General features: G+C 66.9%; 8 protein-coding genes. 1 reads left to right on the top strand and 7 read right to left on the bottom strand.

The window, feature by feature from the left end; all coding sequences use genetic code 11:
• Positions 1-13: 13 nt before the first annotated feature.
• From MNQ99_RS09275 to MNQ99_RS09245, 7 genes are all read right to left on the bottom strand, one after another.
• The gene (locus MNQ99_RS09275) at positions 14-475 is read right to left on the bottom strand and encodes a DUF4233 domain-containing protein (protein WP_127513709.1); all 462 of its coding nucleotides are present in this window, start codon (positions 473-475) and stop codon (positions 14-16) included.
• 8 nt (positions 476-483) lie between these two features.
• Positions 484-1,836, bottom strand: coding sequence for a bifunctional folylpolyglutamate synthase/dihydrofolate synthase (locus MNQ99_RS09270; protein ID WP_127513707.1), 1,353 nt, complete (start codon positions 1,834-1,836; stop codon positions 484-486).
• Positions 1,837-1,849: 13 nt separating this feature from the next.
• The gene (gene ileS, locus MNQ99_RS09265) at positions 1,850-5,176 is read right to left on the bottom strand and encodes an isoleucine--tRNA ligase (protein WP_241915223.1); all 3,327 of its coding nucleotides are present in this window, start codon (positions 5,174-5,176) and stop codon (positions 1,850-1,852) included.
• Between the two features lie 408 nt (positions 5,177-5,584).
• Positions 5,585-7,285 carry an HNH endonuclease signature motif containing protein gene (locus MNQ99_RS09260; RefSeq protein WP_241915222.1) on the bottom strand — a complete coding sequence of 567 codons (1,701 nt, stop codon included), beginning with the start codon at positions 7,283-7,285 and terminating at the stop codon, positions 5,585-5,587.
• Between the two features lie 214 nt (positions 7,286-7,499).
• Positions 7,500-8,243 carry an SDR family oxidoreductase gene (locus MNQ99_RS09255; protein WP_241915221.1) on the bottom strand — a complete coding sequence of 248 codons (744 nt, stop codon included), beginning with the start codon at positions 8,241-8,243 and terminating at the stop codon, positions 7,500-7,502.
• A 48-nt stretch (positions 8,244-8,291) separates the two neighbouring features.
• Positions 8,292-8,603: a hypothetical protein gene (locus MNQ99_RS09250; RefSeq protein WP_241915220.1), complete on the bottom strand. Its 312-nt coding sequence runs from the start codon at positions 8,601-8,603 to the stop codon at positions 8,292-8,294.
• 244 nt (positions 8,604-8,847) lie between these two features.
• Entirely contained in the window at positions 8,848-9,216 is a 369-nt protein-coding gene (locus tag MNQ99_RS09245) for a DUF488 domain-containing protein (RefSeq protein ID WP_241915219.1), read from the bottom strand.
• A 230-nt stretch (positions 9,217-9,446) separates the two neighbouring features.
• Here MNQ99_RS09245 and valS point away from each other — a divergent pair, with 230 nt between their 5' ends.
• Positions 9,447-12,071, top strand: coding sequence for a valine--tRNA ligase (gene valS, locus MNQ99_RS09240; protein WP_241915218.1), 2,625 nt, complete (start codon positions 9,447-9,449; stop codon positions 12,069-12,071).
• Positions 12,072-12,237 lie beyond the last annotated feature (166 nt).

The following is a 12,237-nucleotide window of genomic DNA, read 5'->3' as shown; positions in this document are numbered from 1 at the left end:
CCTGCTGCGCCGGTCAGCGGACGTCGCCGCCCGCGGCCCCTGTTTCCCCGCCGTGCTGGCGCTCCCATTCCGCCTGTTCAGCGGCGCGCTGTGCGTTCTCGCGGTCCAACCGGCCGCCCGTGCGCACCGCATACCACCAGGACAATGCGAACAGCAGCCCGACCACGAACATCACCGGTTCGACGATGCCGGTGGCGATCAGCAGCACCTGCAGGCCCCAGCCGATGGCGTAGCCGGACGGGCGGCGCAGCAGCGCGCAGCAGAGCACCAGCACGATGCTCAGGCCGATCCCGAAGCCCAGGATCAGCGCCGGCGGCACCTCGTCGCGGTAGAGCCCGAACACCACCAGCGTGGCGAAGAAGGCAACGAAGGCTTCCAGCAAGAGCACGGTGGAGGCGAACATGGTCTTGATCGAGCGCCGTTTCTTGGGCGTGTCCGGACGCCATTCGCGCTGGGCTTTGGTCAGTTTGGCCATGGATCTAGTTACTTTCCTAGCAGGATTCGGGCGTCGGCGACCAGGGTGATGGACCCGGTGATCAGCACGCCGCCGGAGAGGTCGTTGTTGGCTTCGGCCCGGCCGACGGCCCACTCGATGGCGTCGTCCAGCCGGGGCGCGATGTGGACGGCGTCCTCAGGGAACCCGGCGGCCATGGCGTCCTCAGCCAACTGCTCGGCCGGAATGGCGCGCGGAGAGTTGGACGTGGTGACGCAGATTTCGTCGGTCAGGTCGATGAGCTGCTCACGCAGCTGCTGGAAGATGCCGATGGCGTCCTTTTCCTGCAGCACGCCGACCACCGGGACTAACGTGGTGAAGTTGAACGCCTCCAGGATGGCCTGCGCACTGGCCTTCATCCCGTCGGGGTTGTGGGCGGCGTCCACAATGATGGTGGGCGCGGTCCGGACCACCTCCAACCGGCCCGGCGAGGTGACCTCCAGGAACGCCTCGCGGAGCACTTCGACGTTGAGCTCTTTCTCCCCGCCGCCGAGGAACGCCTCCAGCGCAGCCACGGCCACCGCGGCGTTCTGGGCCTGGTGCGCGCCGTGCAGCGGCAGCATCAGATCCTCGTAGCGGCCGGCCAGCCCGTTGATGGTCAACTGCTGGCCGCCTACCGCCACCGTGCGGGACTCGACGCCGAATTCCACGCCTTCGAAGCGGAACGGCACCTGCACATCGCGCGCCTGTTCCAGCAGCACCTCGGCCGCGTCGAGCGGCTGGGCAGCGCTGATCAGGAAGCCGCCGCTCTTGATGATGCCGGCCTTCTCCCGGGCGATATCTGCGGTGGTGTCCCCCAGCAGGTCCGTGTGGTCCAGCGAGATCGGCGTGATCACCGAGACCTGGCCGTCCACCACGTTGGTGGCGTCGGTGATGCCGCCCAGACCCACCTCGACCACCGCAACTTCCACCGGCTCGTCGGCGAAGATGGCGATGGCGAGGATGGTCACGCACTCGAAGTAGGTCAGCCGCGGTTCGCCCTCGGCGTTCAGCTCCTGGTCGATGATGTCCAGGTACGGCCGGATCTCGTCCCAGACCCGCACGAATGTCTCGTCGGCGACGGGCTCGCCGTCGATGCTGATCCGTTCGGTGACCTTGGACAGGTGCGGGCTGGTGTAGCGGCCGGTGCGCAGCCCGTGCGCCCGCAGGCCGGCCTCGATGATCCGGGCCGTGGACGTCTTGCCGTTGGTCCCGGTCAGGTGGATGCTGGCGAACGCCTTGTTGGGTTCGCCCAGGATGTCCATTGCACGGAACAGCGGTTCCATCCGCGGTTCCATCTTGTTTTCCGGGGCTCGGCCCAGCAGTTCCGCGTAGACGCTCTCAACGCCGAATTCATCGCTCATGGTCGGTGCCCCTTCAGGATCCGGTCTTTTCCACGGACACGGCATCGCCGTCCCCGGTCACCAGGACAAGGTCCACGGTGAGGGTTTCCTGCGAGACCAGCCCCTGGTGCAGGGTGAGGGCGTCCAGCACGGACTGGTCTGCCGTCACCGTGGTGCGGACTCGGTCGCTGACCACCAGTCCGGCGTCCTTGCGGGCCTGCTGGATGGTGCGCACGTAATCGCGCGCAACCCCCTCGGCCTCCAGCTCCGCGGTCACGGTGGTGTCCAGGACCAGGAAGCCGCCGCCCGGCAGCATGGTGACGGCGGCACCCGCCGCGGCGTCCTCGGCAACCACCGTTTCCAGCGAGTATTCCGACGGCTCCAGCACCAGTCCCCCGGCGGTGACCACACCGGCGTCGTCCACCGACCAGTCACCGGACTTGGCCGCCTTGATGGCCTGCTGCACGTTCTTGCCCAGCCGCGGACCGGCGGCCCGGGCATTGACGACCAGCTTTTGCGAGAAGCCGAACTCTTCCGGCGAGGCGTCGGCGGCGTCGATCAGCCGGACGGACTTGATGTTCAGTTCGTCCTGGATCATCACCGCGTACTGGCCGGAGAGCCGATCGGCGCCCGGGACCACCACCGTCAGGGAGGCCAGCGGCAGGCGCACCCGCAGGTTCGCGCCCTTGCGCAGGCTTGACCCGGACGAGCAGATCTGCCGGGTGGTGTCCATCAGTTCCACCAGCTCGGCCAGTTGCGGGAACTCACCGGCGTCGGGCAGGTCGGTCAGGTGGACCGAACGTCCGCCGGTCAGCCCGCGCCAGATCTCCTCGGTCACCAGCGGCAGCAGCGGAGCGGCCACGCGGCACACGGTTTCCAGCGCGGTGTAGAGCACGTCGAACGCGTCGCGGTCCTCGTCGAAGAACCGCTGCCGGGAGCGGCGGATGTACCAGTTGGTCAGAGTGTCCAGGTACTCGCGCAGCGCGTCGCAGGCACCGGAGACGTCGTAGGCGTCCAGCGCGGCGGTCATGTCGCGGACCAGGTCCCCGGTGTTGGCCAGGATGAACCGGTCCAGTGACTCCATCCCATCGATCCGGGCGGTATCGCCGAGGGCGGAGCCCGCCTCGTAGCCGGCGCCGTTGTTCGCGGAGTTGGTGTAGAGCTTGAAGAAATGCCACACGTTCCACAGCGGCAGCATCACCTGGCGGACGCCGTCGCGGATGCCCTGCTCGGTGACGATCAGGTTGCCGCCGCGCAGGATCGGGGACGCCATGAGGAACCAGCGCATGGCGTCGGAACCGTCGCGATCCAGGACCTCGGACACGTCCGGGTAGTTGCGCAGGCTCTTGGACATCTTCTGCCCGTCCGAGCCGAGCACGATGCCGTGGCTGATTACGTTGCGGAACGCCGGGCGGTCGAACAGCGCGGTGGCCAGCACATGCATGGTGTAGAACCAGCCGCGGGTCTGGCCGATGTACTCGACGATGAAGTCCGCGGGGTTGTGGCTGTCGAACCAGTCCTTGTTCTCCATCGGGTAGTGCACCTGGGCGTACGGCATGGAACCGGAGTCGAACCAGACGTCCAGCACATCCTCCACCCGGCGCATCATCGACTGGCCGGTCGGGTCGTCCGGGTTGGGGCGGACCAGATCATCGATGTACGGGCGGTGCAGGTCCACCTCGCCGTCGTGATTGCGCGGCAGGGTGCCGAACGCTTCCTCCAGCTCGGCCAGCGAGCCGTACACCTCGCGGCGCGGGAAGTCCGGGTTGTCCGATTCCCACACCGGGATGGGCGAACCCCAGAACCGGTTGCGGCTGATGGACCAGTCGCGGGCGTTTTCCAGCCACTTGCCGAATTGGCCGTCCTTGACGTTTTCCGGGATCCAGTTGATCTGCTGGTTCAGCTCGACCATCCGGTCCTTGAACTTGGTGACCTCCACGTACCAGGAGGAGATGGCACGGTAGATCAGCGGCGTGCGGCAGCGCCAGCAGTGCGGATAGCTGTGCTCGAAGCTGGCCTGCCGGACCAGCCGGCCCTCGGCCTTCAGCACGCGGGTGATCGGCTTGTTCGCCTCGAACACCTGCATGCCGGCGATCTCGGCCAGCGGGCCCTCGGCGAAATTGGACAGGAACTTGGCGCCCTCGTCCACGGACACGATCACCGGGATGCCGTTGTCCTCGCAGATCTTCTGGTCGTCCTCGCCGAACGCCGGAGCCTGGTGGACCAGGCCGGTACCGTCGGTGGTGGTTACGTAGTCGGCCACCACGATCTGCCAGCCATTGCCGGTGCCCCACTTTTCGGTGTCCGTGTAGTAGTCCCACAGCGGCTCGTAGCGCAGGCCGGCCAACTGGGTGCCGGCGTAGGTGGCGGTAACCGCTTCGGCGGCGGCAGCGGCGTCGTCGTAGCCCAGATCCTTGGCGTAGGAGCCGAGCAGGTCCTCGGCGAGCAGGAACTTGGTCTCCACGCGCTCGCTGGCGCTCGCTTGGTCGACCTCCGAGGAACCCAGCCAGCCGTGCGGACCAGCCGGCAGCACCACGTAGCGGATCTCAGGGCCGACGGCGAGCGCTGCGTTAGTGGGCAGCGTCCACGGCGTGGTGGTCCAGGCGAGTGCGTTGACGCCGACCAACTCCGCGGCCAAGGGGTTCTCCGAGCCGTCCGCCCGGATCGGGAAAGTGACCGTGACCGTCTGGTCCTGGCGCATCTTGTAGACGTCGTCGTCCATCCGCAGCTCATGGTTGGACAGCGGAGTCTCGTCCCGCCAGCAGTACGGCAGAACGCGGAAGCCCTGGTAGGTCAGGCCCTTCTCGTGCAGCTGTTTGAAGGCCCAGATGACCGACTCCATGTACTCGACATTGAGCGTCTTGTAGTCGTTCTCGAAGTCCACCCAGCGGGCCTGGCGCGTTACGTAGTTCTGCCATTCGTCGGCGTACTTCATCACGGACGTGCGGCAGGCATCGTTGAACTTGTCGATGCCCATGGCAACGATTTGGTTCTTATCCGTCATGCCCAGCTGCTTCATTGCCTCCAGCTCGGCGGGCAGGCCGTGCGTGTCCCAGCCGAAGCGGCGCTCCACCTTGTGGCCGCGCTGCGTCTGGTAGCGCGCCACCAGGTCCTTGACGTAGCCGGTCAGCAGGTGGCCGTAGTGCGGCAAGCCGTTGGCGAAGGGCGGCCCATCGTAGAAGACGAACTCGTTCCCGCCATCTTCGCCGGCATCGCGGGCATCGACGGAGGCCTGGAAAGTGCCGTCCTGCTGCCAGTATTTGAGCACCAGCTCCTCGATCTCGGGGAACTTGGGCGAGCTCTCGGCAGCGGCAGCGCCGGCGGTGGAGGCCTTGGGATAGATCTGTGGCATTTTCGTCATCCTGGAAAGACAGCTCGGCAAGTGTGGGTACTTCTGCGAGGACGTGCCCTGCTCCAGCGCACCGGTGCGGCTTGAAAGCCGAACCCGCTGCCGGGGCGGAACCCGCGGTACCACCTCACTTGCTGGCCTGATGCGCCGGAACCGGTGCAAAGGGACAGCCACTCGTTCGCTGCTGTGACGGGCTTACCCGTCCGGCTCTACTAGGCCCGGTGTTGCTGTGTGGACCGTTCTTCCGGAAGCTCACCGGTGATGGCCGGGTCGAAGCTTGTAGCTCAAGTTTAGGGCCACAGCGCCGCGACTGTCGAAACGCGGCCGGCAGCGCGCCCGAAAGCTCGGGACCCCACAGGGTGCTTGCCTTTTCCGTTGCCGGCGAGGCCGCCGATCCCAGGTTCGTCAGCCCCGCCGTCCTCACGGAACCGCCAACAAGTCTGGAACTTTGGTGTGCCAGTATCGGTTGCGTCTTCTGCGGCGGCGCGGATCGATGTAGCCGGGCGGGATGAACCAGGGGATGCCGCCTTCGACCACGATCTCCCAGTCGCCCTGTTCAACCAGGTCATGGTGAAAGATGCATAACAACACGCCGTTGTTCACACTTGTCCGCCCGCCTCGGTACCAGGGCACGATGTGGTGAGCCTCGCACCAGAGGGGCGGCATCGTGCATCCGGGAAACGCACACCCGCAGTCCCGTACAGCGAGCGCTTTGCGGACCGCCGGGGTGAAGAACCGCGACGCGCGGCCCAGATCCAGGACCTCATTATGCGCACCCAGCACGACCGGAATAATCGATGCGTCGCACGCTAGTCTCCGCACCGTCTTGACCGAGACGGGATGGCCGAACACCGGATGCGCCGGGCCGGTCAACTCGCCGGCTAGTTCCTTGTAACCGGTGGTGACCATGATCTGGGCTCGGTGTCCGCCGGTGGCCGGCAGCCTGCCAGCCGACAAAGCCACCACGCACCCGGCCACCAGGCCGGCCAGCTGCTTCTGCGCAAACGAACGCGGATCCAACGACGTGGCATCCGGATCCGTCGTTCCATCCTCGAAAACGGCATCGGTTGTCCCGGACGTGGGAGCGGGCAGGAACGCAGCGGTCCCCGGCACCTGACCAGCCCCGTCGACGGTGGCGCCGGCGGCCACGCCCGTGCCGTTGCCGGCAGTTATGTTCTCCCCGGTCAGCCGCGGATTGGTCGCTGTGTTCATCACCGTCGCCAACGCCTGGCACTGAGCGTCATCGGCCGCCAGAGTGAAGTAGTGCAGTCCCCCGCGCCGCCCACGATAGAACACACCCTGCTTCGCGCGCAGCGCCGCCTCGGAAGGCTCCTTCCCGTCCGCGTCTGCGGCCGCCTCCCACATCCTGGCGACCTTGGCCAAAACGTCCTGGTCGGCTTCCACCGCCTGAAGCACCAGCGCCGCTTCCATCGCCGACGCAGTATCCATCCCGGCAGTCGGACGCACCCGCGCCACTGCATCAGTGATCAGCGACGCAGCCCGGCCCGCAATCCTGCCCTCGGCCAGCGCCTTCCCGAGCACCGGCAGCCGGACGCTCCCGGGCTCGCCTGAGGGAAGCCGTCCGGCGAGCGCAGCCCGACCCACCCTGATCCGCCGCTTTGCCTCACCCGCACCGATCCCCAGCCTGGCCCGCAAATACTCGGCATTCGTGCGGAACTCCGTCCCCCTGCGGGCGCTGCCGTCCCCACCCTTCGCCGCTACCTGCCCGGCAGATCCGTCTGGACCAGTGCCGGCGCTCAATGCTTCGGCCGGATCAGACCAACCGCGCTCCCCCGTGTCGGCACCCGCAGCAGGGCCTAAGCCACCACTCGGTGAAGATTCTGCGCCGCGGCAATCGGCAGCCGCGGGGCCTCCGAAAAGTCCGTCCCGCTCCCCTACACGGGCAACATCCGCCCGCTCTACTGCCCATGCTCCTGCCAACTGGAAAAACTCAACGATCTTGGAGATGTCCTCCACGGTTGCGACAGCCGCCGCCAGTTCACGGGTGGACATGTGGTCCATTCCAGCGACAAAGATACCCGCCCTGCTGGCCAAATCGACGCGCACTCGGTCCAGGAAAGCAAGTATCCCTGGATCCGGTTCGAGAGGTGCAATGGCCATACATCCATTTTTCTTCGAATACAGATTCGAAGCAATCGGATTCCTCGATTGTGTAGGGATAGTCGGCTGGTGCCCGCCGTGCCGCGCCGGGAGAAGCGAGTCCTAGCCGGGCGAGTCCGACCTCGGAGCCGGGCGAGTCCGATCCCGGAGCTGGGCGAGTCCGAACCCGGAGCTGGGCGGGCGAGTCCGAACCCGGACAGAGCGAAGCCCTACGCTATTTCCGAATCAGCTTGTGCGCGGCTGCCTGCGCGACCGGGCGCATGACGACCTGGTCAAGGTTCACGTGGTGCGGGAGGTTGAGCGAGTAGGCCACGACGTTAGCGACGTCCTCGGCCAGCAGAGGCTTTTCCACGCCGGTGTAGACCCTGTCCGCAGCGGCCTGGTCGCCGCCGAGACGGTTGAGTGAGAACTCTTCGGTCTGCACCAAGCCCGGCAGGATGTCGATCACGCGCACGTTGTGTTCGGCCTCTTCCAGCCGCAGCGTACCGGCCATGGAGTGCTGCGCGAATTTGGCGGCCACGTATCCACCGCCCCCTTCGTACGCCACGATCCCCGCGGTGGACGTCAGCAGCACGACGGAGCCTTCACCGTTGTGGCGCAGGGCCGGAAGGAACGCCTGGATCATCCGCAGCGAGCCGAGGACGTTGACGTTGTACATCTTCTCCCAGTCGGCGAACTTTCCTTCGGCGATCGAATCCACTCCGAAGGCGCCGCCGGCGATGTTCACCAGCGCGTCAATCCCGCCGCCCGCAAGCACGTCGGCCACCAGCTGGTCGACAGAGGCCTGGTCTGTCACATCGCCGGGCATCGCCACGGCGCCGGTTTCTTCGGCGAGGGCGGCAAGCCGGCCTGCACGCCGAGCCACAGCCACTACCTCCCAGCCGCTTTCGCGCAGCGCCCGCACGGTGGCGGCGCCGATACCCGAACTTGCTCCCGTTACTACAGCGCGCTTGGTCATGGATCACAGCCTAATCGCGAACGAAAACGAAGGCCCACCAGACAACAATTACCGGGAGATCAGGAGGGGCTTCACGGGCATCGCGCAGGACACGCGCTCCAGTTCGACGCCGGTACCCCCCGAAGCGCGGTTGTTCCGGCCGGTGTCATCGCACCAGTCAACGTTGTAGGGCATCGCAGTCACCGAGGCCTCGCCGGCCGCGGTTTCGGAGGGGACCGTAAATGAATACGTAAAGCCGCCGCCGTCGTTCATTGGGGCCGTTTCGTGGAGAACTTCTGCACGTGAGGCATCTGTCACGATCACTTCAATCTGGGCGTCGCTGCCGTAGCGCGGGTCGCAGCTGGCGTCGGGCGCTGACACCGTCACAGCCTGCCCCGGATTCGCCTCCGCAGGGCTCACCGAATACTCCGGTGGGAGGCAGGGCGGAGCCACGAGCCCAGGGATAATGCCGCACCCGGCCATGGAGCCGACCAACACCACCGCACCAGACACGGCCAGGACGGCGCCGCGCCGTGTTCTGCCGCCTGCGCCTCGGCTCCCGACTCCAGCCATCCAATCCCGCAGGCCGTCCGCACCAAGCAACTCCCCCATCCGCCGCGGCATGTCAGCCGGTTTCCCCGCCGAGTTCCTCCAGGATCACATCGCGCAGCACCGCCGCCTGGTTGTGCGTCTTATCCTTGGCGCCGTAGAGCAGGCAGAGCTTCGGATGCTCGCGGGCCAGTTCCAACAAGCGCTTCAGCGCCTCGGAACCATCCAGCTCCTTCCGGTACGCCACGGTGAACGCTTCGAACTTCTCCGGCTGGTGGCTAAACTCCTTGCGCAACTCGGCGGATGTTCCCGCTTCCTTCAGCCAGAGGTCCAGCCCCGCCTCGTCCTTCTTGATACCGCGCGGCCAGATCCGGTCCACCAACACCCGGTAGCCGTCACCGTTGTCGGCCGGTTCATAGACCCGCTTGATCTGAACGTCCGTCATAGCCGCATGCTACGCGAGGCGGGCCGGAGCGGATAGGCAAGCCAGACGAGCCGGGGCACGTGAGGCGGCCCGCGGCACGCGAGGCGGGCCGGGGCAGGTAGGGCGGGCACCGCCGTCGTACGAATCAGCAGTCAGGGTGAAGGTGCGGGGCAGCTAGGAGGTACGCAAGGTAGGGCGGGCACCGCCGTCGCGAATCTTCATTCCGTGCCCGGCATGAAAGAATGGCCAGCATGGCAGAACATACCCCGGGCACAGACACGCCCGTTTCCGTAAACGTTCCCGACAAGCCCGCCCTCGAAGGCCTTGAGGACGCCCTGACCCGGCGCTGGCGCGGGGAGGGAACCTACAAGTTCAACCCCGAGACCACGCGGGAGCAGGTCTACTCGATCGACACTCCGCCGCCGACGGCGTCCGGCTCGCTGCATGTCGGACACATGTTCTCCTACACCCAGACCGACGTGCTGGCCCGCTACAAGCGGATGCGCGGGAAGAACGTGTTCTATCCGATGGGCTGGGACGACAACGGCCTGCCCACCGAGCGCCGCGTGCAGAACTTCTACGGCGTGCGCTGCGACCCGTCGGTGCCGTACAACCCCGACTACCAGCCGCCGGCCGCGCCGGCAAAGAACCAGCGCGATTTCGACGTCGTTTCCCGCCGGAACTTCATTGAGCTCTGCGAGACCCTGGCTGTGGAGGACGAGAAGGTTTTCGAGAACCTCTTCAGCACCCTCGGCCTGTCCGTGGACTGGAACCTGACCTACCGGACCATCGACGACGTGTCCCGCTCCGTCTCGCAGCGCGCGTTCCTGGCCAACCTGACCGCCGGCGACGCCTACATGGCCGAAGCCCCGACGCTCTGGGACGTCACGTTCCGCACCGCCGTGGCGCAGGCCGAACTTGAGGACCGGGACATGCCCGGCGCCTACTACCGCTACGCCTTCGAGACCGCCGACGGCGAGAAGGTCCACATCGAGACCACCCGCCCCGAGCTGCTGCCGGCCTGCGTGGCGCTGGTGGCCCACCCCGACGACGAGCGCTACCAGAAGCTGTTCGGCACCACCGTGAAGTCCCCGCTGTTCGGCGTGGAGGTGGAGGTCAAGGCCCACGCCCTGGCCAAGCCGGACAAGGGCGCCGGCATTGCCATGGTCTGCACCTTCGGCGACCTGACCGACGTGACCTGGTGGCGCGAACTGCAGTTGCCCACCCGCTCGATTGTGGGCCGCGACGGCCGGATTGGGGCCGAGACGCCGGACTGGATCACCACTGAGGAAGGCGCGGCGAACTACGCCGAGCTGGCCGGCAAGACCGTGTTCTCCGCCAAGGAGAAGGTGGTGGAGCTGCTGACCGCCGCCGGCGAGCTGGACGGCGAGCCCAAGAAGATGTCCCACCCGGTCAACTTCTACGAAAAGGGCGACAAGCCGCTGGAGGTCGTGACCTCGCGCCAGTGGTACATCCGCAACGGCGGCCGGGACGAGGACCGCCGCGAACGGTTGATCGGCCGCGGCCGGGACATCGAGTTCCACCCGGCGTTCATGCGCTCGCGCTACGAAAACTGGATCGAAGGCCTCAACGGCGATTGGCTGGTCTCCCGGCAGCGCTTCTTCGGTGTGCCGATTCCCGTCTGGTACCCGCTGGATGCCTCCGGCAACCCCGACTATGACAACCCGGTGCTGCCGGGCGATGAGATGCTGCCGGTCGATCCGGCCGCGGAGCCGGCCCCGGGCTACGAGGAGTCGCAGCGCAACCAGCCCGGCGGCTTCATCGGCGACGCCGACGTGCTGGACACCTGGGCCACCTCGTCACTGACCCCGCAAATTGTGGGCAAGTGGAGCCGGGACGAGGCGTTCTTCAGCAACGTCTTCCCGTTCGACCTGCGCCCGCAGGGCCACGACATCATCCGCACCTGGCTGTTCTCCACCGCGGTGCGCGCCGACGCGCTGAACGGCTGCGCGCCGTGGAAGCACGCGGCGCTCTCCGGCTGGATCCTGGACCCGGACCGCAAGAAGATGTCCAAGTCCAAGGGCAACGTGGTGGTCCCCACCGACGTGCTGGAGCAGTTCGGTGCCGACGCGGTCCGCTACTGGGCGGCCTCCGCCAAGCTCGGTGCGGACACCGCCTACGAAATCGCGCAGATGAAGATCGGCCGCCGGCTGGCCATCAAGCTGCTCAACGCCTCCAAGTTCGTGCTGAATCTGGGCGCCACCGAGGCGTCGGTGATTGCCGACGACGCCGCTGTGGTCACCAACCCGTTGGACATCTCGCTGCTGGGCCAGCTGGCCGACGTGGTGGAAACCGCCACGGCGGCGTTCGAGAAGTACGACCACGCCCGGGCGCTGCAGGTCACCGAGAGCTTCTTCTGGTCCTTCACCGACGACTACGTGGAACTGATCAAGGACCGCGCCTACGGTGCCGCCGGCCAGGCGGAGCAGGACTCGGTCCTGGCCACCCTGGCCACCACGCTGGACGCGCTGCTGCGCTTGTTCGCGCCGTTCCTGCCCTTCGCCACCGAAGAGGTCTGGAGCTGGTGGCGCGCCGGTTCCGTGCACCGTGCCGAATGGCCGACGACCGCGGGGCTCGCCTCGGTTGCCTCCGCCGCGGACAAGGGCCTGCTGGGCACCGTCGGGCTGGCGCTGGGCGGCATCCGCAAGGCCAAGTCGGAAGCCAAGGTCAAGCAGCGCACCGAAGTGCTCACCGCCACCATCAGCGGTTCGGCCGCCCAGGTTGCGCAGCTCGAGGCCGGGCTGGGCGACCTGAAGGCCGCCGGCAACGCCCGCGAGGTCATGCTGGCCGAGGCCGAGGGCGAGCTGACCGTCACCAAGGTGGAGCTTGCCGCCGCGGAGGCCGCGGCCGAGTAACCGCTGCTGGGCCGTTCAGGCGGCCCGTTAACGAGGGGAAGCCCCATCAGCGTTTCGCCGTTGGTGGGGCTTCGACTCTTTTGATCCAAAGGTGACGGCTTTGGGTCTCGCGAACTCCGCTGATTTTCAGGTCTTCCTAGCCTCGTCACTGGCTGGCAGTTTGTGG

It is taken from the genome of Arthrobacter sulfonylureivorans, assembly GCF_022637435.1.
Lineage (GTDB): Bacteria > Actinomycetota > Actinomycetes > Actinomycetales > Micrococcaceae > Crystallibacter > Crystallibacter sulfonylureivorans.
Note: the sequence above shows the minus strand (reverse complement) of the source record. Positions and strands in the feature narration are given on the sequence as shown.